Origin of the sequence: Novosphingobium sp. NBM11 (assembly GCF_015390225.1) — a bacterium.
Classification (GTDB): Bacteria; Pseudomonadota; Alphaproteobacteria; order Sphingomonadales; family Sphingomonadaceae; genus Novosphingobium.
Window position 1 is genome coordinate 2195216 of sequence record NZ_VUOG01000001.1, and the last position, 24886, is coordinate 2220101.

Sequence of the window (24886 nt, forward strand, 5' to 3'; positions counted from 1 at the left end):
GCATCAGAGCGTAAAGCCCTCGCCCAGATAGAGGCGGCGCACGTTGGGATCGGCCACCAGCGCTTCGGGGCTGCCCGCGAACAGCACCTGCCCGCCATAGATGATGCAGGCGCGGTCCACGATGTCGAGCGTTTCGCGGACATTGTGGTCGGTGATGAGCACGCCGATGCCGCGCCGCTTGAGGTCCTTGACCAGATGGCGGATGTCGCTGATCGATAGCGGATCGATCCCGGCGAAGGGTTCGTCGAGCAGGATGATCGAGGGCTTGGCGGCCAGCGCGCGGGCGATTTCGCACCGGCGCCGTTCACCGCCCGAAAGCGCCATGGCCGGGCTGGTGCGCAGCCGCGTGAGGCCGAATTCGTCCAGCAGGCGATCGAGTTCGGCCATGCGTGTGGCCTTGTCCGGTTCGATCAGTTCCAGCACGGTGGCGATGTTCTGTTCCACCGTCATGCCCCGGAAGATCGAGGTTTCCTGCGGCAGATAGCCCAGGCCCAGGATCGCGCGGCGGTACATCGGCAGGCGGGTGATATCCACGCCATCCAGCAGGATGCGGCCCGAATCCGGGCGGACCAGCCCCATGATCGAATAGAAGCACGTGGTCTTGCCCGCGCCGTTCGGTCCGAGCAGGCCCAGCACTTCGCCCTTGCCAACGGACAGCGATATATCGGTCAGGACCGCGCGCTTGTCGTAGCTCTTGGCGATCGACACCACTTCCAGTCCGCCCTGCGGCAAGGGAGGCGAGGTGTCGTTCGATCCTGGGGCCGATCCCGGCGTATGCCCGCTGTCCGCGGGCGTGGTGTCGGCAAGGGCTGTCATCTGTATGCGGTTCCGCCTGAACTGTTTACGGTTCTGCCGTTTCCGGTCGCTGACCCGCCATAGCCGGGTCTGGCGCGCGATCAAACCCCTCGCGCGCAACTTGGGGGAGCTTCCGGCATAACTGGCAGGATTTGTGCATGGTCGCCGCTTCCGGCGGTATGCCCTGCGCGATAAATGCCCGTTTGGCCTTGAAACACGCAGGATTGCGTGATCTATTCCCGGAAACGGACCTAGAAGGAAGGATGTATGGGCAAGGCCTTCTCCGTCGGGCGCAGTCGGGGCCAACTGGATTGGCGCAAGCGGATGAGCGACACGGTCGCCTATGCGTTGTTGGTCTATACCGGCCTGCAGATTTTCGTGACCATGCAGGCGATCGAGGGGGACAGCGCTTCCGCATTGCCGATGCTGGCGCTGGTGGTGCTGGTAGGGGCGATCATTCCTATGTTCCGCCGCTTCGAACGGCGCTGGGAGCATATCGGCGATGCCGCAGCCGCCGATCCGGACCGGCGCGTGGCGTTCCGCAAGGATCAGGTTTCGATCTGGCTGCTGGCTATCGGGCTGCCGTTCCTGTTGACCGGCCTGTTCAAGCTGATCGCCGCGCTGTTCTGAAGAGAGCGTCCTTGCCCGGTCGGCAAGCCCGCGATTGCGGTCGTGAATCGGGCGGGCTAGACGCCGTGGCCTGATCGCTTGCGCGGCACCCCTCCGCGCCCCATCCGAGAGGCCGAACCATGTTGTCCCCCGCCGTAGCCCAGGAGCGCTGCCACGCGCTGATCGAACGCGCCGTGCGCGCCGGCGCGGAGGCGGGCGATGCGATCTATCTCGCCAACGCCAGCGAATCGGTGCAGGTCCGGCTCGGCGCGCTGGAGGATGTGGAGCGGTCGGAGTCCGAACATATCGGCCTGCGCGTGTTTGTCGGCGGCGCTTCTGCCTCGATCGGGTCGACCGACCTCGGCGATGCCGCGCTCGACGAACTGGCGACACGCGCGGTGGCGATGGCGCGGGCGGCTCCCGCGGACAAGTATGCGGGCCTCGCGCCGGGGGACCGGCTGGCGAAAGGCCCGTTCGCGGACCTCGATCTGGAAGACGCCGCCGAGCGTTCGCCGCAGGACCTGCGCGCCGCGGCCGAGGAGGCGGAAGACGCCGCCCGCGCGGTTGCGGGCGTGACCAACAGCGAAGGCGCGGGCGCCAGCGCTGGGCGCGGCGTGGTCGCGCTCGCTACCAGCCATGGCTTTTCCGGGGCCTATGCCGCGACCAGCCACGGGTTGTCGGCGTCCGTCGTGGCCGGCGAAGGCGGCGCGATGCAGCGCGATTACAGCTGGCGCAGCGGCCGCCATGCCGCCGACCTGCTGCCCCCCGCCGAAATCGGCCGCCGCGCCGGAGACCGCGCCGTGGCGCGGCTCAACCCCGGCAAGCTCAAGAGCGGAACGATGCCGGTGGTGTTCGATCCTCGCGTCGGGGGATCACTCGTCGGGCACCTGCTGGGCGCGATATCGGGCGCGGCGATCGCGCGGTGCGCCAGTTTTCTGCTTGATCGCGATGGCGCGCAGCTGTTCGACTCCGCCATCACCATTCTCGACGATCCGCTGCGGCCGCGCGGGTTGCGTTCGCGCCCGTTCGACGGCGAAGGTCTGCCGACCGCGCCGCGCGCGCTGGTGGAGGCCGGGCGGCTGACCGGATGGCTCATGGATTCGGCCTCGGCCCGTCAGCTTGGCGCGGAGCCGACCGGCCATGCGTCGCGCGGGGCTTCGGGGCCGCCGCACGTCACGGCCAGCAATGTGGTGCTCCAGCCCGGCACGGTCACGCCGCAGGCGCTGATGGCGGACATCGCCGACGGCGTCTATGTGACCGAGTTGATCGGGCAGGGGGTGAATGGCGTGACCGGCGACTACAGCCGGGGCGCTTCGGGCTTCCGCATCGTCAATGGCGAGATCGCCGGGGCGGTGGCCGAATTCACCGTGGCCGGCAACCTGATCGACATGTTCGCGGCGCTGGTTGCGGCGGACGATCTCGACATTCATCGCGGCATCGATGTGCCGACGCTGCGCATCGACGGCCTCAGCATTGCCGGGGATTGAGGCCAGCATTGAGGCCACCGGGGCCATGGGGCGGGGCCGGCGGGGAACTTTTGCCCGACCGGCGCGCTGTTGGGCGCATATGGCCGTTTCTAGCGTTTCACACCTTCGCCTGCCTTTCCTGATCCTGTCGCTGCTGGCCGCGTCGATGATGCCGGCCGGGCCGGTTGCCGCGCAGAGCGCATCGCCCTCCGCCAGCACGTCGTCCTCCGCATCCGGCGGCGCGATCGCCTCCACCGTTTCGGCCGATGCCGACGCGCAGATCGCCGCGCGCATCCGCGGCATCTTCGCCGAGATCGGAAGCCTCAACGGGATCGACGTGCGCGTGGCCTCCGGCGTCGTCACGCTCAGCGGGCAGGTGGCCGACGAAAACGCGATCGCCCAGGCGCAGGCGATCGCCGGGCGCGTGGCCGGCGTGGTGACCGTGCAGAACCGCGTGACCCGCAATCTGGCCGTGGACAGCAATCTCGACCCGGCGCTGAGCGGCGCGCGCGGCAAGTTCGCCGGGCTGGTCGCAGCGCTGCCGCTGATCGGCGTGTCGATCGCGGTGGCGGTGCTGATCGGGATGCTCGGTTACGCGATCGCTGCCCGCAAGAACCTGTGGCACCGCGTCGCGCCCAATCCGTTCCTGGCCGAACTGCTCGCCAGCGCGATCCGTTTCACGTTCGTGGTGGCGGGGATCGTGCTGGCGCTCGACATCGTGGGAGCCACGGCGCTGCTTGGCGCGGTGCTGGGCGGCGCGGGGGTGTTCGGCATCGCGGTGGGCTTTGCGGTCAAGGACACCATCGATAACTACATTTCGTCGCTGATGCTCTCGATCCGCCAGCCTTTCCGCGCCAACGACCATGTGAAGATCGATTCGTGGGAAGGCCGCGTGGTGCGCCTGACCAGCCGCGCCACCGTGCTGATGACGTTGGATGGCAACCACCTGCGCATTCCCAACAGCACCGTGTTCAAGGCGGTGATCGTCAATTTCACCACGAACCCGACGCGGCGCTTTGCGTTCGAGGTGGGGATCGATCCGGCCGCCGATCCGGCGACGGCGCGCGCGGTGGCGCTGGAGGCGATGCGCGGGCAGGATTTCGTGCTGCCGGCGCCGGAGCCGTCAACCGAAGTGGTCAGCATCGACGGCGCGACGCAGGTCCTGCGCTTCACCGGCTGGGTGGACCAGACGCAGACCGGTTTCGGCAAGGCGCGGACGCTGGTGATCGAGGCGGTGCGGCGCGCGCTGCGCGAGCAGGGCTTCGCGCTGCCGGACACGGTCTATCACGTGCGCATGGAGCAGGATGCCGGCGAAGCGGCGCCAAAGGCCGAGGCGCCGCCGGTCCAGGCCGCCGGCGCCGAGAGCGTGGCGCCCGAGCATCATATCGCAACGATGGTCGATCGCGAGCGCGCGGGCAATGCGCAGGGCCGCGATCTGCTTGACGCCAGCCGCCCCACCGAGTGAGGCGGCGGGTCGGTCCGCAAAGGGTCAGTCGACCTTGGCGGTCTTGGCAGCCTTGGCGCGTTCGATCGCCTCGATCGTGATGCGCTTGGCGTCGTCGGCGCCGCCCCAGGTGCCGATGCGCACCCACTTCTTCTTTTCCAGATCCTTGTAGTGGGTGAAGAAGTGCTCGATCTGCTCCATGACGATGCCGGGCAGGTCGTCCTTCTCGGCGACGTCGGAGTAGTAGGGGAAGGTCTTGTCGTCGGGCACGCAGACCAGCTTCTCGTCGCCGCCGGCTTCGTCTTCCAGGTTCAGCACCGCGATGGGACGGGCGCGCACGACGCAGCCGGGGATGAAGGGCGAACGCGAGATCACCAGCGCGTCCAGCGGATCGCCGTCGGGCGAAAGCGTGTGCGGCACGAAGCCGTAGTTTGCCGGATAGCGCATCGGCGTGTGCAGGATGCGATCGACGAACAGCGCGCCCGAAGCCTTGTCGAATTCGTACTTCACGGGTTCGCCGCCGGTGGGCACTTCGATGATGACGTTGAGAGTCTCGGGCGGGTTGTCGCCAGTCGGAATCAGGTCGATGCGCATGGTTTGCCTATGGTTTGGCCCCGAAACGGCGGCCGGTTCGAACACGATGGAGCCGCCTCTAGCGTCGCGCGTTGTGCGCCGCAACAATACTTATCGCCAGGAAATCGATCGGATCGGCCGGCTCAATGGCCGCCGCCCAGCGCGTTGATGGTGAAAGCGATCACCCCGATGTTGAACACGAACGCGGCGAACGAATGCAGCGTGACGATGCGCCGGATCGCCTGGCTGGTGATCGCGGTGTCCGATGTCTGGAACGTCATGCCCAGGGTAAAGGCGAAATAGGCGAAATCGAAGTAGTCCGGCGTGTCCGTGCCTGGAAAATCGAGGCCTCCGGTGTCCTTCCCGTCATCGCCGCCGCGCACGTAGTAGAGGTGCGCGTAGTGCAGCGCATAGACCATGTTGGCGAAGAGCCAAGTGAGCACGAGCGTGCCGACCAGCTTGACCAGCCCTATGTGGTTGCCCGCGCTGGCGCTGGGCAGTTCGGCGGCGATCGCCGCCATCACCACCAGCGTGAGCACCGTGGTGATGGCCAGCACCACCACCCTGTTGGCGTCGTTTTCCTCCGAATGGCGGCGCATTGCGGCGGCATCGCATTCGCGCAGCAGCGGCCACAGCGAGACTAGGAAGGCGGTGGCGCCGAAATCGAAGCCCATCGCCAGCGAATCGGCCATGCCGTGCCCGCCGAACAGATTGCGCCAGCCGGCGAAGCCCGCCACGCTCAGGATCAGGAACAGGACGAAGCGCGCCGGAGCGAACCGCTGGCCGAGCGCCCACCGTGTTCCCGTTCCCGAAACCATGGCGCTAGCGCGTCGTTCGCTTGGGCGAGAGCAGGATGTCCAGCCCGGTGGGCGCGGTGCCCGGCGCGGCGCGTTCCAGCCAGGGCCAGCGCAGCCCGTCATGGTAATCGATCGACACCGTGGTGACGCGGTCGTCGCGCCGGATCGTCAGGTCCAGCGGCTTGGCGCCGCCGGCGGCGTCGGTCTTGGCGGCGGTGATCGCCTGCTTCAGCGTATCCTGATCGTAGGTCAGCCCGTTGACCGCGACGATCTGCACGCCGCTGACCACGCCGGCCTTGAACGCGGCGCTATCCCAGCGGCAGGAGGTGACCTTGCCGTCCTTGTCGATCGTCACGCCGATCGAATGGTAGAGCGAAAGCGCCTTGCTGTCCGCCGCGCGGGCCTTGTCGAACGGGTTCGGTTCGGCCTTCCACACCAGCTTGTAGCCGCCGCGCTCGATCCCGCCGAGCGGCGCGGGCTGGCCGGGCGTCTGGATGCGGGTCTTGAGGAAGCTGGCCCAGTCATAGGGGAACACGCCGTTGAGCGTGGAAACCACGTCCTCGAACTCGTAGGGCACCACGCCCCAATCGCCATCGCGGATGCCGAAGAAGGCCCTGGCGAAATCGTCGAGCCCCTTCTTGCCGGCGGTGCCCTGCCGGATGATCTGGTCCGCTTCCAGCCAGACCAGCGCGCCTTCGGTGTAGTACTCCTCGTTGCGGGCCAGCGAACTGAACGGCTTGGGCTTGCGCGCGGCGAAGACGGGATCGTGCGTGGTGTCCTCCACCGAACGCCATTCGCGGCCCGGATACTGGGTGAACAGGCCGGCGTTGTTGGCCAGCATGCCCAGCACGGTATCCTTGGTCTGCACGCCCGACCGCGCGGCCAGCACATAGCCCCAGAACTGGTCCTGCCCTTCATAGACCCACAGCAGGTTGTCCTGCATCGGCTGGCGGTAATCGGGCGTCCACAGCTTGGCCGGGCGGCGGAACTTGCCGTCCCAGCTGTGCGAGAATTCGTGCGGGATGACGTTGCGGTCCCAGTCGTTCGCAGCCCAGTCGATCCAGGTGCGCGGCTCGTACTGGTTCTCGCTCGACCGGTGGTGCTCCAGCCCGATCCCGCCCATGCGGTCGGTCAGCGCCAGCAGCAGGTCGTAGTGATCGAAATGCTTCGCGCCGTAGAGCGCCAGCCCCTCGTCCACCAGCGCGCGGTAGGTGGCGAGGTTTTCGGGCTTTATCGCCAGCAGCTCGGGCTTGTCGGCAATGGCATCGAGCCAGACCGAATTGCCGAGGAAGAAGCGCTGGGCATGAAGGCCGGCGAAGATCGGGGAATCGACCAGCGTCTCGTAATCGGTGACGTCCCAGCTCACGCGGTTGCCGGCCTGCTTCTTGCCATCAAGCGCGGTGAACACCGTCCAGCCTTCGGGCACGGCGACGGTGGGCTGCACCCGGATCTGGCGGACATAGTGCCCGGCGGGATAGAGCGACATCTTCTCCCACTGCAGGTTCAGCATTTCGCGCGTCATGGTCACGCGGCCCTCGGAATCGCGCAAGGGCGAGGTGTGGACCATCCGCGCCTCGATCGCGGGCGTGCCGGCCGGCACGTCGACATGGAAGGCATAGACCTCGACCGGATCGCGCGTCCACGTCAGCACCTTGCCGCCGGCGGTGAAGCGCACGTCGGCGAGTTCGGACAGCGGCCCGCGCGGGCCGTGGTTGCCGGGCAGCCATTGCGGGTAGAGCAGCGTCAGCCGCGTCGCGCCGGGGGGAACCGGGATCGTCTCGGTCACGCGGTAGGCTCCGCGCGTCACGTCGGTGGCGTCGATGTCGAGCCGGATGGTGCCGGGAAACGGCTTGTCCTCGGGATCGGGCACCTGGCGCACGATGGGCACCGCCATCGGCTTCGTGTTGGTGGCCGGCTGGACCTGGGCATGGGCCGGAAGGGCGGAAGCGGTGACGAGAAGCGCGGCGAGAAGGGCCGGGGTCTTGAAGGATTTTGCCATGGCGCCTTCATGGCGCGAACCGGTTCCGTCCGCAACCATTGCCGAGTGCCCTTTTCGTGGGACCACAATGCGGCTAATCGCGCGGGCCATGAGCCAGATTCAGACGCCCCAGGCCATTCGCGGCACGCAGGACATTTTCGGTGCCGACGCCGAAGCCTTCGCCTTCGTGGTCGAGACCTTCGAACGCGTGCGCAAGCTGTACCGCTTCCGCCGCGCGGAAATGCCGGTGTTCGAAAAGACCGCCGTGTTCAGCCGCTCGCTGGGCGAGACGACCGATGTCGTGTCCAAGGAAATGTACAGCTTCGAGGATCGCGGCGGGGAATCGCTGACGCTGCGCCCGGAATTCACCGCCGGCCTCGCCCGCGCCTACCTGACCAACGGCTGGCAGCAATATGCCCCGGTCAAGGTGGCGACGCACGGGCCGCTGTTCCGTTACGAACGGCCGCAGAAGGGCCGCTACCGCCAGTTCCACCAGCTCGACGCCGAAGTGATCGGCGCGGCCGAGCCGCAGGCGGACGTGGAACTGCTGGTGATGGCGGACCAGCTGCTGAAGGAACTGGGCATCGCCGATGGGGTGACGCTGCAGCTCAACACGCTGGGCGATGCGGAAAGCCGCGAGGCGTGGCGCGCCGCGCTGATCGAATACTTCCGCGCCGTGAAGGGCGAGCTGAGCGAGGATTCGCAGGAGCGGCTGGAAAAGAACCCCCTGCGCATCCTCGACAGCAAGGACCCGCGCGACAAGGTCTTCGTCGCGGACGCGCCGAAGATCGATGCGTTCCTCGGGGCCGAAGCACAGGACTTCTTCGGCAAGGTGACCGCCGGGCTGGACGCGGCGGGCGTCGCCTGGACGCGCGCGCCGGCGCTGGTGCGCGGGCTGGACTATTACCGCCACACCGCGTTCGAATTCGTCACCGACCGGCTGGGCGCGCAGGGCACCGTGCTGGGCGGCGGCCGCTATGACGGGCTGATCGAGACGCTGGGCGGGCCGCACACCCCGGCCGTCGGCTGGGCGGCGGGCGTCGAGCGGCTGGCGATGCTGGTGGGGGATGCGGGCGGGATGGCTGCCGATTTGCCCGCGGTCGCGGTTGTATCGGAAAATGGAGATCGGGACATTGAAGCCGCCAGCCTGGCTGCGCACTTTCGTCGCGCTGGACTTGCTACTGAGCTGCTCGTGACAGGAAGCCCTCGCAAACGCTTTGACCGTGCGAAGAAGTTAAATCCGGCCGAAATCGTTTCGCTTGATATTCGCGATGGTGTCGCTGGACGAAGCCATCGCGTGCTCAATCCTGGGGTCGTCGAGCTGGGCAGGGTTCAAGCGCTGCTTGATGCCTTTGATTTCCCAACAACTGCAGAATGATGAAGTTGTTGGAAAATCATATCTTCGTCACCCCGGGCTTGACCCGGGGTCTCGATTGCATTCGCGTGGTTTGTGGCTGGGGACCGGGATCCCGGGTCAAGCCCGGGATGACGCTGGTGGCCACCGTGATTGCGAGGCGCGCCGCATGAGCATCTCCGACACCCGCCTTGCCCAGATCGGCGCGCGGTTCGCGGAGCTGGAGGCGCGGCTGGCTTCGGGGACACTTGAGGGCGCGGAGTTCATCGCCGCCAGCCGTGACTATGCCGAGCTGGAGCCGGTGGCGCGGGCCGCCGCTGCCGTCGGCGCGATGCGCGGCGAGCTGGCCAGCCTGTCGGCACTGGACGAGCCGGACCCCGACATGCGTGAGCTGGCGGAGGAAGAGCTGGCCCGGTTGCGCGCCGACCTGCCCGAGGCCGAGCATCGCCTGGCCATCGCCATGCTGCCGCGCGATGCGGCGGACAGCCGCCCCGCCATGCTCGAAATCCGCGCCGGCACCGGCGGGGACGAGGCCGCGCTTTTCGCCGCAGACCTGTTCCGCATGTACGAAAAGTACGCCGCCGAGCAGGGCTGGCGGGTGGAAGTCGTCTCGGTCAACGCCAACGATCTGGGCGGCTACAAGGAAGTCGTTGCCAACGTCACCGGCAGCGGCGTCTTCGCCAGGCTGAAGTTCGAAAGCGGCGTCCACCGCGTGCAGCGCGTGCCGGTAACCGAATCGGGCGGGCGCATCCATACTTCCGCCGCGACCGTTGCCGTCTTGCCCGAACCTGACGAGGTGGACATCCGCATCGAGGACAAGGATCTCAAGATCGATGTCTATCGCGCCAGCGGTGCGGGCGGGCAGCATGTGAACACCACCGATTCGGCGGTGCGCATCACCCACCTGCCCACCGGCACGGTCGTCACCTGTCAGGACGGGCGCAGCCAGCACAAGAACAAGGACAAGGCGATGCAGGTCCTGCGCGCCCGCCTGTTCGAGGCGCAGCGCGAAGCCGCGCAGGGCGAGGAGGCCGAAGCGCGCAAGGCCATGGTGGGATCGGGTGACCGCTCCGAACGCATCCGCACTTACAACTTCCCGCAAGGGCGCGTGACCGACCACCGCATCAACCTGACGCTGCACCGCCTGCCCGAGATTCTCGAAGGGCCGGGGCTGGGCGAGCTGATCGACGCGCTGACCGCCGAGGACCAGGCCAAGCGGCTGGCGGCGATGGACGCATGACCGTGGCCGAGCGGCTGCGCGATGCCGCCGCGGCGCTGGGGCCGGGCGCATCGACCGCGCGGCTCGACGTGGAACTGCTGATGGCCCACGCGCTGGGCGTATCGCGGTCGGACCTGCTGCTGCGCCACATGCGCGATCCCGCGCCGCCCGCGTTCGAGCCGCTGTTCGCGCGGCGACGGGCGAGCGAGCCGGTTGCCTACATCATGGGCCATGCGGAGTTCTGGAGCCTGGACCTAGCGGTGACGCCCGACGTGCTGATCCCGCGGGCGGATTCCGAAACGCTGGTGGAAGCGGCGCTTGCCGCCCGGCCCGCTGCGCACCGCGTGCTCGATTGCGGCACCGGTTCGGGCGCGCTGCTGCTGGCGGTGTTGAGCGCGCTGCCCGAGGCGCGGGGGGTGGGCATCGACCGTTCGCCCGGCGCGCTGGCCGTCGCTGCCGGCAATGCGGAGCGCACCGGGCTGGCGGCGCGGGCCATGTTCCACGAGCGCGACTGGGACGTGCCGGGCTGGGCATCCGGGCTCGACCGGTTCGACCTGATCCTCGCCAACCCGCCCTATGTGGAAGATGCGGCCGAGCTGGAAGCCGTGGTGCGCGATCACGAACCGGCCGGCGCGCTGTTCGCGGGGGCGGAGGGACTCGACGCCTACCGCGTGCTGGTGCCGCAACTGCCGGGGCTGCTGGCGCCCGGCGGCGTCGCGCTGGTCGAGATCGGCTGGCGGCAGGCCGAAGCGGTCGCCGCGATTGCCGCGGGGGCCGGTCTTTCGGCGCGGCTGCATCGCGATCTGGGCGGTCGTCCGCGCGCGCTCGAAATGGCGATTTTACCCAAGATTTCGCTTGGCAAGGCATCGTCCGCCGATTAGGAGGCTTGTCAGGCAGGGCGACGGATGAAGGCTTCCCGTCCCGGCCAGTTCCACCATTTGCAGGAAAGACCGGCCTTTCCGGGTCGGCCGAAAGCAGATGCTGGGTTCCACGTTCCGAAGGCCGGGACTGTGGCGGAGGGTTGTGCGGCATTCTGATTCAACGGACGTTGCAATGGGGCCGCCCCAAGCAAGGAAGTGCCTGAGTTGAATAACAATCGTGGTAACAACCGCCGGCGGGGTCGCGGTAACAACCGTGCTCAGGGTGGCGGTCAGCAGCTCAACCGCATTGACAGTCGCGCCAGGGGCAACGCCCCCCAGCTGCTTGAGAAGTATCGCAAGCTGGCGCAGGACGCGCACCTTAATGGCGACCGCGTTCAGGCCGAATACTATCTCCAGTTCGCCGATCACTACTTCCGTGTGATCGCCGATACCCGCGTCCGGCAGGAAGAACAGCGCCAGCGCGGCAACGGCGAACGCTGGCAGGAGCCGGAGGGCGACGACGATTCGCTCGATTTCAGCGTGGAAGGCGATTTCCCCGCGTTCGATCGCGCGCCTTCGCGCCGCGACGAGCAGCGCGAGTTCCGCGAACCGCGGGAACAGCGCGAGCCCCGTGACAGCCGGGAAGGCCGGGACAACCGCGAGAGCCGCGATAACCGGGACAGCCGGGACGGGCGCGACAATCGCGAACCGCGCCGCCGCTTTGAGCGCGAGACGGCGCAGCAGGACGAGGCCTCTTCCGCCGATGTGCAGCAGGCCGATCCGTTCCGCGTGGACGAGGGTGTTCGGGCCGATGAGGGCGAGCCGATGGCCGGCCCTTCCGACAACCCGTTCGTGCGCGATGCCCGCGCGGCGCGTGGCCTGCGCCCGCGTGGCGAACGCCGTGCCCAGCAGGAACAGCCCGCGGCGCAGCAGCCTGAGGAAGCGCCGGTGGCTGCCGAAGAACCGGCCGCCCGTCCGCGCGCCGAACGCCGTCCGCGCCGCGAACCGGCGGTGAAGAAGGCCGAGGCTGCGCCCACATTCGACGCGGCGATCCTGCCGCCGGCGATCGGTGCGCGCAGCGAACCCGAGCTGCCGATCGAGGCTCCAGCGGCCGAGGACGCCGCCCCTGCTCCGAAGCGCCGTGGCCGTCCGCGCAAGAACCCTGCGCCGGAAGTCTCCGAAGCCTGATTACCGCAATCCCCGTGATCGGAATCCTACCGGCGGGGTGATTGCTTGCGGTCGCGCGTCGCGCTCGCCATAGCGGGCGCGATGACGCGTCGCTCCCCGATTCATCGCCCCCTGCCGGAATGGCCGGGCATCTGGTCGCACAGTCCGGCAGGCGCAGTGCTTGCGGGCGCGATCGCCGCCACCGGTTTCCAGCCGCTGGCATTGTGGCCGCTGGCGCTGGCCGGGCTGGCCTGGCTGATGCACCTGCTCGCCGGCGCGCGCAGCGCGCGGCACGCGGCTCTGCTGGGCTGGGCCTTCGGCGTCGGCCATTTTACGCTCGGCAACAACTGGATCGCCACGGCGTTCACGTACCAGGCGGAAATGCCGGCGTGGCTGGGCTGGATCGCGGTCGTGCTGCTCGCGCTCTACCTCGCCGTGTTTCCCGCGCTGGGCGCGCTGGCCGCGTGGTGGCTGTCGCGACGCTGGTTGGGGCGGGGCGGGCGGGCGGCGCTGGTTCCGGCTTTCGCCGCGTGCTGGATCGTCAGCGAGTGGCTGCGCGGCTGGGCCTTCACCGGCTTTGCGTGGAATCCGCTGGGCATGATCGCGCTGGGCGGATTCACGCGGCCGGGCCTGGCCATGGCGGCGCCGTGGACCGGCACGTATGGGCTTTCCGCCCTGGTGATCCTGCTGGCCGCGCAGTGGCTGTTCGCGGGCCGTGCTGTCGCCGCGGGGCGCTGGGTAGCGGCGGGCCTGCACGCCGCGCTGCCGGTGGTGCTGTTCCTGCTGCCGCTGCACGGCGGGGCGGAACAGGGCACGCTGCCCTTCACGCTGGTCCAGCCCAACACGCGGCAGGAAGACCTTAACGATCCGCGCACCTTCGAGGACCAGTTCCGCGTGACCGCCGGCCTCTCGCTCGCGCCCGATCCGCGCCGGACGCGGCTGGTGCTGTGGCCGGAATCGGGCGTGCCGGACTATCTGCGGCCGGGCTATGCCCGCCGCTGGTACGAAGAGACGACCTATGCCGCCGACCCCGCGCTGGCGCGCGCGCGGATCGGGCGCGTGATCGGCGCGCGCGGCCTGCTCCTGACCGGCGCGGCCGATCTGGTCTTCACGCGGGGCAAGGTGACCGGTGCCTACAACGTGGTGACCGCGCTCGATGGCGCCGGCGCGATCCGGGGCAGCTATGCCAAGGCGCATCTGGTGCCCTATGGCGAATACCTGCCGATGCGGGAGCTGCTGGAGCCGATCGGCCTGTCGCGGCTGGTGGCGGGCAGTGTCGATTTCCTGGCCGGCCCCGGCCCGCGCACGGTCGATTTCGGCCCGGTGGCGGATGGCGGATGGGGCAAGGCGGGCTTCCAGATCTGCTACGAGATCATCTTTTCCGGCCACGTGATCGATCGCGGCAACCGCCCCGATTACCTGTTCAACCCCACCAACGACGGCTGGTTCGGAAGCTGGGGGCCGCCGCAGCATCTGGCGCAGGCGCGGATGCGCGCGATCGAGGAAGGCATGCCGGTGCTGCGCGCCACTACCACCGGCATCAGCGCGGTGATCGATGCCGACGGGGCGGTGCGCCAGTTCCTGCCATCGCACCATGCCGGGAGGCTCGACGGTTTTGTGCCGCCCGTCCACCCGCCCACTCTGTTCGCGCGGATGGGTAACCTGCTCCCGCTTTGCTGGGCCGGAGTTCTTCTTTGCATCGCGCTGGTTGCCAGCCGCCGCCGGTGGCGCTAGACGCACACACATAAAGAAACCTTTATATCGGATGGTGCAATGCGCGGCGATTACCTGTTTACTTCCGAAAGCGTCTCCGAAGGCCATCCCGACAAGGTGTCGGACCAGATCAGCGACGCCATCGTCGACCTGTTCCTGTCCAAGGACCCGGAAGCGCGCATCGCCTGCGAAACGCTGACCACCACACAGCTGGTCGTGCTGGCCGGCGAGATCCGCTGCAAGGGCGTCTATGAAAACGGCGCCTGGGCGCCGGGCGCGCAGGCGGAGATCGAGAAGACCGTGCGCGATACGGTGAAGCGGATCGGTTATGAGCAGGACGGCTTCCACTGGGAAAAGTTCGAGTTCATCAACCGCCTGCACGGCCAGTCCGCCCACATCGCGCAGGGCGTGGACGCCGCTGACAACAAGGACGAAGGCGCCGGCGACCAGGGCATCATGTTCGGCTATGCCACCGACGAGACGCCCGACCTGATGCCGGCGACGCTCTACTACAGCCACAAGATCTTGGAGCGCATGGCCGCCGACCGCCATTCGGGCGCGGCGCCGTTCCTGGAACCCGACGCCAAGAGCCAGGTCACGCTGCGCTACGAAGGCTCGCTGCCGGTCGCCGCGACGGCGGTCGTCGTCTCGACCCAGCACGCGCCGGGCTATGACGAGGGCGACAAGGAAGCCGAACTACACGCCTATGTGAAGCGGGTGATCGCCGAGGTGATCCCGCCGGTGCTGCTGCGCGAGACGGTGTACTACATCAACCCGACCGGCTCGTTCGAGATCGGTGGCCCCGATGGCGACGCCGGCCTGACCGGGCGCAAGATCATCGTCGATACCTATGGCGGCGCCAGCCCGCACGGCGGCGGCGCGTTCTCGGGCAAGGACCCGACCAAGGTCGACCGTTCGGCGGCCTACATCACCCGCTACCTTGCCAAGAACGTGGTTGCGGCGGGCCTTGCCACGCGCTGCACGATCCAGATCGCCTATGCTATCGGCGTGTCCGAACCGCTCTCGCTCTATGTCGATACGCACGACACGGGCACCGTGGGCGACGACCGGATCGAACAGGCGATCAAGGGCATCGCCAAGCTGGGCGGTCTGACTCCGCGCGCGATCCGCACGCATCTGGGTCTCAACAAGCCGATCTATCAGCCCACCGCCGCCTATGGCCACTTCGGGCGCAAGGCCGAGGGCGATTTCTTCCCGTGGGAACGGCTCGATCTGGTGGACGACCTGAAGGCCGCCTTCGCCTGAGCGGATAACGCCAGGGTACGGATAGCGGACGGCCCGCTCCCTTTCCGGGGGGCGGGCCGTTCCCGTTTTCCGGCGCCGCGTGATGGGTTGCAATTGCGCTGTCCTACATGGGCCGTCCTGCGCCATGAGCCTGGCTTTTGGCGGAGCGAGCCATGCGCGACCTGACCCCCCGGATTGTCCTTGAACTGATCGCCCACGAAGACGTGGCGCGCGAAGCCTATCGTGACAGTGTGGGCGTGTGGACCTGGAGCGTGGGGGTCACCCAGGCTTCGGGGCACGCGGTCTTTCCGCGCTACAAGGACAATCCGCAGCCGCTGGACCATTGCCTGGCGGTGTTCCTGTGGTTGCTGCGGACGAAATACCTGCCGGCGGTGCTGGCGGCGTTCGGCGCGCTGGAGCTGACCGAGCCGCAGCTGGGCGCCGCGCTTTCGTTCCACTGGAACACCGGGGCGATCGCGCGGGCTGGTTGGGTCCGCCGCTTCGTGGCCGGCGATGCGCCGGGCGCCCGCGCGGCGATGCTCGACTGGGCGCGCCCGGCCGCGCTGCTGCCGCGCCGCCAGCGCGAACAGGCGCTGTTCTTCGACGGCGCCTGGACCGCCGACGGCACCGCGCTGGTCTATGATGTGGCCAAGCCCGCCTACCGCCCGGCCGGGGCGAAACGCATCGCGATCGCGCCGGTGATCGCGCGGCTGTTCGCCGGAGAGCCGCGCGAGATCGCCACCCCGGCGTGATGGAGGGGCCTCAGGCGAACTGGCTCTTGCGCGGCCCCATGTAGCCGAACAGGTAGCCCCCCACCTTGCGCATCTGGATTTCCTCGGCCCCTTCGGTGATGCGATAGCGGCGGTGGTGGCGGAAGATGTGCTCGAACGGCTTGTGCCGCGAATAGCCGATGCCGCCATGGACCTGCATCGCGCGGTCCGCCGCTTCGCAGACCAGCCGGTTCGCCCAGTAGTTGCACATCGAGACCTTGTCGGACAGCTCGCGCTCGATCTGGCGGTGCTCCATCCGGTCCATCTGCCACGCGGTCTTGCGGATCAGCAGGCGCAGCATCTCGCACTGGGTGGCAAGCTCCACCAGCGGGAACTGGATGGCCTGGTTGCGGGCGAGATCCTCGCCGAACGGCTTGCGTTCGCGCGCGTAGCGGACCGCTTCCTCGACGCAGAACGTGGCCGCGCCCAATGAGGAGGCGGCCTGGCGGATGCGGTTCTGATGGACGAAGCTCTGCGCGATGGCGAGACCGCCGTCGACCGGCCCGAGCACCGCGCTATCGGGCACCCAGACGTTGGTGAACGACACGCGCGGATGATCCGTGGGCATGTTGAAGGTCCACAGGTATTCCTCGATCACCAGCCCGTCGGCGGGATTGGGCACGAGAAAGCAGGTGATGCCCTTGGCTTCCCCGTCCTGCCCGCTGGTGCGCGCGAACGTGGCGCAATGCGTGGCGACGTGCATCCCGGTGGTCCACATCTTCTCGCCATCGATGCGCCAGCCGGGCACGCCATCGCGCGTTTCGCGCACCGCGCGGGTTTCCATGTGGGTGGCGTCGGAACCGTGCTCCGGCTCGGTCAGGCCGAAAGCCACCCGGCGGCGGCGTTCGAACCCGCCGAAGATGAATTCCTGCTGCTGTTCGGGCGTGCCGAAGTGTTCGAACATGGCGACGAACGGGAAATTGCCGACGATCGAGTGTTCGTTCTGGAGATCGTTGTGCAGGCCCAGCCCCTTGGCGGCGAAGTGTTCGCGGATGACTGCCATCCACAGGTTGGAGCCGTCCTTGCCGCCGTACTTCTTCGGCGCGGAAAAGCGCCAGTGGCCGGCGGCGTCGGCGCGGCGGGTGGCCTCGGTCAGCAGCTCCTCCCATTCGTGGCGAGGCAAGCCGCCGTTCTCGAAATCGGTGCGCGCCCATTCGCGGCGATGGTCGAAGAAGCGGATATTGTCGTCCGCCTGCTCCAGCGGCGTGATCTCGGCCGCGATGAAGGCGTCGAGCTCGGCGAGGTAGGCGACCAGATCGGCCGGGAGATCGAAATCCATCAGCATTGCTCCCATTGCGCGCGGGCCGGGGCCAGCGCCGGATATTTCGGCATGTCGGCGGCGAGCCGGTCGAGTGCGGCGCGGCGCAGGCGCGCGAGCAGCCCCGGCGTGGCGAGCGTGGCGTCTCCCGCCAGCACATCGTCGGACAGCGCGCGGTCCGCCGGATCGGGGCGACCGGCCAGTTCGCGCTGGACGATGCCCAGCGCGTTGCGCGCGACGGCCAGATCGAACCGGTCGCGCCCGTCCAGCCTGGGCTTGACTGCTTCGCCCAGCCATTCGGAAATCGCGGTGAGGATTTCGGCCGCGCTCGCCTCGCCAGCGGAACCGGCGGCGGGCGGAGGGGGAGGTGGCAGCGCGCGCGCGCGTTCGGCTTCGGGCGCGCCTTCTTCGAGCAGCAGCAGCAAGTCGAGCTCCTGCTCGCTGGTGCGGCGTGATATGACGACACGCTCCAGCGAACGGTCGGTGCGCGCGCGCCAGGATTGCGCCATCGCCATGCAGCCGAGCGCCCACCACACGGTGCGATAGACCAGCCAGAAGCGGAAGCGCACGGGATCGACGCTTTCCCCACCGGCGGCGCGGTAGGCGGCGAAATAGTGCTCCAGCGCGGCCAGGCCGAAGGCGGGCCGGTCGAGCCGGCCGAAGCGCCACACCGTCATGCAGCCATAGGCAAGGTCCTCGTGGCTGTCGCCCAGATGCGCCAGCTCCCAGTCCAGCACCCCGGAGAGGTGGCCCTGATCGACCAGGATATTGCCCAGCCGCAGATCGCCGTGGACCACGCGCGGCGGGCATGGCGGCGGAAGGTTGGCGCGCAGCCAGGCAAGGCCGAGCGCGATCACCGGGCGGTCGCCGCCGGCTTCTTCGAACTGCGCGGCCAGTCCTTCCACGCCTTCGGCCGGATCGAGCCGGGGCAGGAAGCCAAGCGGCGCGGTATCGAGCCGGTGAATCGCGGCCAGCGCACCCGCGATCTCGTCTATCAACCCGTCCGCCGCCTGGGCGAGAATGTCCGGCGGGCTGGCGGTGCCGGGCAGGCAGCGCATGATGAAGCCGATGCCGAAACCGTCTTCCGGTGTCAGCTCGGCGACGATTTCCGGCGCGGGCACACCGCCGGCATGGGCATGGCGGACCAGCGCGGCCTCTCCGTCCATGTGCAGCGCGCGGGTGGCGAGCCATTCCGCCGAAGGCGCGCGGCGCAGCACGAATCGTTCTTCGCCCTGCGGCCCCGCGCAGCCGAACAGCCAGCTTTCCATATTGGCGCCGCCCGACAGGCGTTGCGGTGAAACGATCGTGCCGGCCAGCCCCGCCCGCGCCATGACGGCCCCGAGCCGCGCGACGAAATCGGCCGCGGCGCTTCCGGCTTCATCGTCGGAATCCGTGCCTGCCATTCGCCCTCTCCATCGCCCGGTTCGTGCCGGACGGGAGCATTATCTTAATCGATCGATTAAAGTCCAGCGGGAACCGCCGATTGCCAACTATTGCCGTTTTGCCGCGCCAAACGCCGACCAGCCGGGCGAGAGAGGCGACGGACCGTTTTGAAACGATCTTCGCCTAACATTTGCAATAAGTTAGATTCCAGTAACGATGGGTAAATCGGGTCGGGGTCATAACGGTCACATGAAGAGTCGCTTCACCAAGCTTCTGGCCGCCGCTGCGCTTGCCTTGCCGGCGCTGGGCGCCACGCCGGCGGTCCAGTCACGTCCGCCCGTCACGCTGCAGGATCAGCGTGACATCATCATCCAGCAGCAGATCGCCGCGATCGCCTCGCAAAGCCGGGGCCGGATCGGCGTGGCCGCGATGGACCTCGATGGTGGCGGGCAGATATTCCTCAATGGCGACATGCCGTTCCCCATGGCCAGCACCGCCAAGATCGCGGTGGCGGCCACGTTCCTCGAAGGCGTGGAGCAGGGGCGTTTCCGCCTCGATCAGCGTTTCCCGATGATGCTGTCGGTGGCCGAACGCGCCGGCGCGCGCAGCCCCATCGCTCCGGTGCGCGCCGGGCCGGTGATGACCGCGCAGGAACTCATGGAACTCATGATTACGCGCAGCAACAACCAGGCGACCGACGGGATCATCGCCGCGATCGGCGGCATCGCCCCGGTCAACCAGTGGTTGACGCGCAAGGGCATCGTCGGCCAGCGGCTCGACCACACGATGGCGACGCTGGTGCGCGACGATGGCAAGGTCAACCCGGCGACGGTGATCGATACCCGCACCAGCAGCACACCGCGCGCCATGCTGGCGCTGCTGGCCGCGATCGACCGCGGCGGTGCGCTCAATCCCGAAAGCCGCGCGGTCCTGCTCGATACGATGACGCGCACCAGCACCGGCCGCAACCGCATTCGCGCTGGCCTCCCCGAAGGGACGCTGGTGGCGCACAAGACCGGCACGCTGGCCGGCGTGACCGACGACGTCGGCATCGTGCGGCTGCCCGATGGGCGCCATCTGGCCATGGTGGTGTTCGTGGCCGGGCCGGAGGGTCATGCCCCGCAGTCGGCGCTGATCGCGCAGGTCGCGCGCGTTCTGTACGATGGCTATAGCCAGCCGCTGGGCCGTTCGCTGCAGGAAGTCGCGCGCCGCTGAGGCATCGCACCGCGAAACAAGGGAGGCGTCGCGCAAGCGGCGCCTTTTTTGTTGGCGGTCATGGCGTTTGCTGCCCACCCCCAGCCCCTCCCGCGAGCGGGAGGGGATAATAAGGGGCAGCCCGTCCGGCATGCGGGAGCGGAAGCGAGACTTGCGCTGCCGCGGGCGGCGTTAGTCGCAGCGGGGTGGGCTGTTCATGCTCCGCGTCCGCGCGCGATTCAGATCGCCAAAGAGAAAGGGGCGCGGCCGCAAGGCCACGCCCCTCTATCTGTATCCTGCCCTTGCGGGCGGGGATTACATCTTCGCGGCTTCGCTCGCTTCAGCCGAGGCGTCAGCAGCCGGAGCGCTGGCTTCAGCCGAGGCGTCAGCAGCGACGTCCGACGATTCAACAGCGGCTTCGGTGGCGGCTTCGGTAGCTTCCGGAGCCTTTTCGCCGCAGCCGGCGAGGGTGAAAGCGGTGCCGGCGACAGCGGCGAGGATGAGCTTGCGCATGCGTTACAATCCCTGGATTGAAGTGAACCGCGCCGGGCAAGCAGCCCGCCGCAAAGCCTACTCGTGGGGTAGACTTCGGGACCTCAATTAATCGGCAATTCATTCCCTTGCAAGCATAAGACGAACATGAAATGCCTTTCACCGTGCATCGCGCGGAGGAGGAAGGCTTTTTTCGTCGGTAGCGTGTGCGATAGTCCGCCCTGTACAAGCGGCGAGCCGTTCCCTCCGCAACCGGCCTCCTGCACCTTCCGTTCCGCCGCGCAAGCGGGTACACCGCCGCGATGGACGGCACCAACAGTTCCCGGCAGCACCTCTACCTGGTCGATGGCTCGGCCTACATCTTCCGCGCCTATCACCGCCTGCCCCCGCTCACCAACCCGCAGGGCGTGCCGGTCGGCGCGGTCTATGGCTACACCACGATGCTGTGGAAGCTGGCCGATGATCTCCACAAGGCGGACGGGCCGACCCACCTGGGCGTGATTCTCGACAAGGGCTCGGTCTCGTTCCGCAATGATCTGTACGAGGCCTACAAGGCCAACCGCCCGCCCCCGCCCGAGGATCTGGTGCCGCAGTTCCCGCTGATCCGCGATGCCACGCGCGCGTTCAGCCTGCCCTGCATCGAGGAGGCCGGGCTGGAAGCGGACGACCTGATCGCGTCCTATGCCCGCGCCGCGGCCGCGCGCGGGTGGGACGTGACGATCGTTTCCTCCGACAAGGACCTGATGCAGCTGGTCGGCACCGCCGCCAACGGCGCGCGGATCGACATGCTGGACACGATGAAGAACCAGCGGATCGACGTGCGCGAAGTGATCGAGAAATTCGGCGTGCCGCCGGAGAAGGTGGGCGATGTCCTCGCGCTGATGGGCGATGCGGTGGACAACGTGCCCGGCATTCGCGGCATCGGCCCCAAGACCGCGTCGAAGCTGATCCAGGAGCATGGCGATCTCGAATCCGCGCTGGCCGCCGCGCCGGCGATGAAAGCCGGCAAGCTGCGCGAAAGCCTGATCGAACAGGCGCCGATGGCGCGCCTTTCGCGCGAATTGGTGGCGCTGAAGGAAGATTGCGACCTGCCGCTGCCGCTCGACGATTTCACGCTGGGCGCGATCCCGCCCGATCCGCTGGCGGCGTTCTTGGGCGAACACGGTTTCACCAGCCTGTTGCGCAAGCTGGGCGTGGGCGCGCTGGCCCCCGTGTCCGCCGCGCCGACGACCGGCGAAGGCGCGGGGGCCGGAGGCGTGGCGCCGGTGCAGCCTGAAAGCGCGAACCGGCAGCCGCTGCCCGAATGGCCCGCGCCCGATCTGGGCCGCTATGCCTGCGTCCAGTCGATTGGCGAGCTGGAGCAATGGATCGCCCGCGCGTTCGAGGCGCGCGTGGTGGCGATCGACACCGAGACCAGCGCGCTCGATGCGATGGCGGCGGATCTGGTGGGGGTGAGCCTGGCGCTTGGCCCCAACGATGCCTGCTATATTCCGCTGGGCCATGGCGGCACCGACATGTTCGCGGAAAAGCCGGTGCAGGTGGACCGGAACGCGGCGCTGGCTGCGCTCAAGCCGCTGCTGGAAAGCGACGCGGTGCTGAAAGTGGGCCAGAACATCAAGTACGACCTCACCATCCTCGCGCGCGCGGGGGAAGCGGCCGGAGAAGCGGTCGGCGGCATCGCGGTCGCGCCGATCGACGATACCATGGTGATGAGCTTCTGCCTCGATGCCGGGCGCAGCGAAACCGGCCTGGCCGGGCACGGCATGGACGAGTTGTCGGAAAGGCACCTCGGCCACGCCACGATGAAGTTCAAGGACCTGTGCGGCACCGGCAAGAAGGCGATCTCGTTTTCCGAAGTGCCGCTGGCCGATGCCACGCGCTATGCCGCGGAAGACGCGGACGTCACCTGGCGGCTCCACCGCCTGTTCCAGCCTCGCCTGTCCGACGAGGGCGGCACGCGCATCTATCAGCGCGTGGACCGGCCGCTGATTCCGGTGGTGGCGATGATGGAGCGCAACGGTATCCGCGTCGACCGCGAGCGGCTGGCCGCGCTTTCAGCCGAGTTTGCCGCCCGCATCGCCGAACTGGAAACCGTGATTCACGCCAAGGCGGGCGGCCCGTTCACGATCGGCAGCCCCAAGCAGCTTGGCGAGGTGCTGTTCGACCGGCTGGGCTACAAGGGCGGCAAGAAGGGCAAGACCGGGCAGTATTCGACCGACCAGTCCGTGCTGGAAGGGCTGGCCGCGCAGGGCGCCGAAGTGGCGACGCTGGTGCTCGAATGGCGCCAGCTGTCCAAGCTCAAGTCGACCTACACCGAAGCGCTGCAGGCCGCGATCAATCCGGTGACCGGCCGCGTCCACACCAGCTACAGCCTGGTCGGCGCGCAGACCGGACGGCTCTCGTCGAACGAGCCGAATCTCCAGAACATCCCGATCCGCACCGAGATCGGCCGCCAGATCCGCGAGGCGTTCGTGGCAGAGCCGGGCAATGTGCTGCTGGCGGCCGACTATTCGCAGATCGAACTGCGGCTGGCCGCGCACATCGCCGACGTGCCGGCGCTCCGCGAAGCGTTCGCGGCGGGCGAAGACATCCACGCGCGCACCGCGACCGAGATGTTCGGCCATGTCGACCGCGACACGCGCGGGCGCGCCAAGACGATCAACTTCGCGATTCTCTATGGCATCAGCCGGTGGGGCCTGGCCGGCCGGCTCGGCACCTCGGCCGAAGAGGCGCAGGCGATGATCGATCGCTATTTCGAGCGCTTCCCCGGCATCCAGCGCTATATCCACGAGACGCTGGAGAGCGTGCGCGAGCGCGGCTATTCGGAAACCCTGTTCGGCCGCAAGACCTGGTTCCCGCGCATCAATTCCAAGAACCAGGCCGAGCGGCAGGGTAGCGAGCGCGCGGCGATCAACGCGCCGATCCAGGGCACCAGCGCCGACATCATCAAGCGGGCCATGGCGCGCATGATGCCCGCGCTGGAGGAGGCTGGGCTAGGTGGCGTCCGTATGCTGCTGCAGGTGCACGACGAACTGGTGTTCGAGGTGCCGGAAGGCGATGTCGAGGCGGCCAAGCCGGTGATCGAGCGGGTCATGGCGAGCGCTGCGGAACCCGCTGTAAAACTTTCGGTTCCGCTGGGCGTCGAGATCGGCACCGGCGCCAGTTGGGGCGCGGCGCACTGATCGCGGTAACGGTCTGCAAGTGCTTGTTGCAATGCGAAAATAATTAACCACTTCGGACTATTTTCCTGCTCCGGGCGCAACGGGCCGAAGGGGCGGCGAATGGACGCGATGGGTGGTTTCCCGGCAAACGACTGGGGTGACGGCGACGAGGGTGGCGGACAGGAGGTTTGGGAAGCCGGCCTCCTGCTTGATGCCACCCGCGCCGTTGCCGCCGCCGAGGAAGCCGCGCGACAGGCCGAGCAGCGGTTCCGCGAGGCGCTGGACGCGCTTCCGCAGGGCATCGTCTTTCTCGATGCCGAAGGGCGCTACATCCACTGGAACGAGGAATACGCGCGCATCTATCACCGGTCTGCCGACCTGTTCCGGCGCGGGGCGCGGCTGGTCGACACGCTGCGCGAAGGCATTGCCCGGGGTGACTATCCCGAAGCGCACGGGCGCGAGGAGGAATGGCTGGCCGACCGGCTCGACCGGCTGGAACACGCGGCCGACCGCCACGAACAATGGCTGTCCGACGGCCGCTGCATCATGATCGAGGAGCGCAAGACCAGCGATGGCGGCACCATCGGCCTGCGCGTGGACATCACCGAGATGAAGCAGCGCGAGGAATCGTTTCGCCTGCTGTTCGAAAGCAATCCGGTGCCGCTGCTGGTCTATGATCCGGCGGAGGACGCGATCGTTTCGGCCAACGCCGCCGCTGCCGACCACTTCGGCTATGACCTTGCCGAACTGGCGGGGCTGCCGGCGGAACGCCTGTTCGCGGCCGAGGAATGGAGCGAGGCGCAGCGCCTGCTGGCGACGACCGGATCGCAGAAGGATCGCTTCTGGCGTCAGCTGCGCAAGGACGGGCAGGAACTCGAATCGGTCCTGTTCACGCGGCAGTCGATGCTCGATGGCCGGCTGGCCACGATCGCCTCGGTCTTCGACGTGACCGAGCGGCGCAAGGTGGAGGCACGCATCGCGCACATGGCGCGGCATGACGAGCTGACCGGCCTTGCCAACCGCGCGCACTGCCGCGAGCGGCTGCGCGATCTGTTGACCGGGGTGCGCCAGAACGGCCGGTCGGTGACCGTCGCGCTGATCGATCTCGATCACTTCAAGCCGATCAACGACACGTTCGGCCATCTCGTCGGCGATGCTTTGTTGGCGGAGGCGGCGCGGCGCATGGCCAGCCTGGTGCCCGACGATGGCCTGCTGTGCCGGATCGGCGGCGACGAATTCGCGGTGATCTTCGAAAGGCAGTCGCGCACGACGGTCGATTACGTCGCCAAGGCGATCATCACCGCGATGAAGGAGACTTTCAGCGTCAGCGGCTGTTCGCTGCATATCGGCGCCACGATCGGCATGGCATCGGCACCCGACGATACCGCCAACCCGGAAACGCTGCTGC

The 24886-nt window shown here is 68.1% G+C and carries 19 protein-coding genes and 1 pseudogene; 13 read left to right on the forward strand and 7 right to left on the reverse strand.

The window, feature by feature from the left end; translation table 11 throughout:
- Positions 1-3: 3 nt before the first annotated feature.
- Positions 4-816, reverse strand: a complete 813-nt coding sequence (gene lptB, locus F1640_RS10500) for an LPS export ABC transporter ATP-binding protein (protein ID WP_124810103.1) — start codon at positions 814-816, stop codon at positions 4-6.
- A 303-nt stretch (positions 817-1119) separates the two neighbouring features.
- Here lptB and F1640_RS10505 point away from each other — a divergent pair, with 303 nt between their 5' ends.
- From F1640_RS10505 to F1640_RS10515, 3 genes are all read left to right on the forward strand, one after another.
- On the forward strand, positions 1120-1425 hold the full coding sequence (locus F1640_RS10505; RefSeq protein WP_233497431.1) for a hypothetical protein: 306 nt from the start codon (positions 1120-1122) through the stop codon (positions 1423-1425).
- Between the two features lie 119 nt (positions 1426-1544).
- Positions 1545-2891, forward strand: coding sequence for a TldD/PmbA family protein (locus F1640_RS10510; RefSeq protein ID WP_194919086.1), 1347 nt, complete (start codon positions 1545-1547; stop codon positions 2889-2891).
- Between the two features lie 79 nt (positions 2892-2970).
- The gene (locus tag F1640_RS10515) at positions 2971-4335 is read left to right on the forward strand and encodes a mechanosensitive ion channel family protein (RefSeq protein ID WP_124810106.1); all 1365 of its coding nucleotides are present in this window, start codon (positions 2971-2973) and stop codon (positions 4333-4335) included.
- Between the two features lie 24 nt (positions 4336-4359).
- Here the strand turns inward: F1640_RS10515 and ppa are convergent, their stop codons facing one another.
- From ppa to F1640_RS10530, 3 genes are all read right to left on the reverse strand, one after another.
- Complete coding sequence (gene ppa / locus F1640_RS10520; protein WP_124810107.1) at positions 4360-4908, reverse strand: inorganic diphosphatase; 549 nt, start codon at positions 4906-4908, stop codon at positions 4360-4362.
- A 122-nt stretch (positions 4909-5030) separates the two neighbouring features.
- A complete protein-coding gene (locus tag F1640_RS10525) occupies positions 5031-5705 on the reverse strand; it encodes a DUF1345 domain-containing protein (protein WP_124810108.1) in 675 nt (224 codons plus the stop codon).
- Between the two features lie 4 nt (positions 5706-5709).
- On the reverse strand, positions 5710-7683 hold the full coding sequence (locus tag F1640_RS10530; RefSeq protein ID WP_194919088.1) for a M61 family metallopeptidase: 1974 nt from the start codon (positions 7681-7683) through the stop codon (positions 5710-5712).
- An 88-nt stretch (positions 7684-7771) separates the two neighbouring features.
- Between F1640_RS10530 and hisS the strand changes: the two genes are divergently transcribed.
- The 7 genes from hisS (at position 7772) to F1640_RS10565 (ending at position 15972) form a co-directional block, all read left to right on the forward strand.
- A complete protein-coding gene (hisS, locus tag F1640_RS10535) occupies positions 7772-9040 on the forward strand; it encodes a histidine--tRNA ligase (protein ID WP_194919090.1) in 1269 nt (422 codons plus the stop codon).
- Positions 9041-9185: 145 nt separating this feature from the next.
- Entirely contained in the window at positions 9186-10256 is a 1071-nt protein-coding gene (prfA, locus tag F1640_RS10540; RefSeq protein ID WP_194919091.1) for a peptide chain release factor 1, read from the forward strand.
- Positions 10253-11116 carry a peptide chain release factor N(5)-glutamine methyltransferase gene (gene prmC, locus F1640_RS10545; RefSeq protein ID WP_194919092.1) on the forward strand — a complete coding sequence of 288 codons (864 nt, stop codon included), beginning with the start codon at positions 10253-10255 and terminating at the stop codon, positions 11114-11116. Before prfA ends, prmC begins: the two co-directional genes overlap by 4 nt.
- Before the next feature lie 204 nt (positions 11117-11320).
- A complete protein-coding gene (locus F1640_RS10550; RefSeq protein ID WP_125954319.1) occupies positions 11321-12283 on the forward strand; it encodes a DUF4167 domain-containing protein in 963 nt (320 codons plus the stop codon).
- 81 nt (positions 12284-12364) lie between these two features.
- Positions 12365-13996 (forward strand): apolipoprotein N-acyltransferase, encoded by a 1632-nt coding sequence (gene lnt / locus F1640_RS10555; RefSeq protein WP_194919093.1) that lies wholly within the window; start codon positions 12365-12367, stop codon positions 13994-13996.
- A 39-nt stretch (positions 13997-14035) separates the two neighbouring features.
- Positions 14036-15241 carry a methionine adenosyltransferase gene (gene metK, locus F1640_RS10560; RefSeq protein WP_125954321.1) on the forward strand — a complete coding sequence of 402 codons (1206 nt, stop codon included), beginning with the start codon at positions 14036-14038 and terminating at the stop codon, positions 15239-15241.
- A 152-nt stretch (positions 15242-15393) separates the two neighbouring features.
- The gene (locus F1640_RS10565; protein WP_194919095.1) at positions 15394-15972 is read left to right on the forward strand and encodes a lysozyme; all 579 of its coding nucleotides are present in this window, start codon (positions 15394-15396) and stop codon (positions 15970-15972) included.
- A 10-nt stretch (positions 15973-15982) separates the two neighbouring features.
- Here the strand turns inward: F1640_RS10565 and F1640_RS10570 are convergent, their stop codons facing one another.
- Entirely contained in the window at positions 15983-17269 is a 1287-nt protein-coding gene (locus tag F1640_RS10570) for an acyl-CoA dehydrogenase family protein (RefSeq protein WP_194919097.1), read from the reverse strand.
- Positions 17269-18651: a phosphotransferase gene (locus F1640_RS10575; protein WP_194919099.1), complete on the reverse strand. Its 1383-nt coding sequence runs from the start codon at positions 18649-18651 to the stop codon at positions 17269-17271. Before F1640_RS10575 ends, F1640_RS10570 begins: the two co-directional genes overlap by 1 nt.
- 229 nt (positions 18652-18880) lie before the next feature.
- Between F1640_RS10575 and F1640_RS10580 the strand changes: the two genes are divergently transcribed.
- Entirely contained in the window at positions 18881-19846 is a 966-nt protein-coding gene (locus F1640_RS10580) for a serine hydrolase (protein WP_124810119.1), read from the forward strand.
- Positions 19847-20140: 294 nt separating this feature from the next.
- Here F1640_RS10580 and F1640_RS10585 read toward each other — a convergent pair whose 3' ends face one another.
- Positions 20141-20338, reverse strand: coding sequence for a hypothetical protein (locus F1640_RS10585; protein ID WP_124810120.1), 198 nt, complete (start codon positions 20336-20338; stop codon positions 20141-20143).
- A 281-nt stretch (positions 20339-20619) separates the two neighbouring features.
- Here F1640_RS10585 and polA point away from each other — a divergent pair, with 281 nt between their 5' ends.
- Positions 20620-23499 carry a DNA polymerase I gene (polA, locus tag F1640_RS10590; RefSeq protein WP_194919103.1) on the forward strand — a complete coding sequence of 960 codons (2880 nt, stop codon included), beginning with the start codon at positions 20620-20622 and terminating at the stop codon, positions 23497-23499.
- A 108-nt stretch (positions 23500-23607) separates the two neighbouring features.
- Positions 23608-24873: pseudogene (locus tag F1640_RS25235) on the forward strand (diguanylate cyclase domain-containing protein); the annotation flags it as partial.
- Positions 24874-24886: the final 13 nt, after the last annotated feature.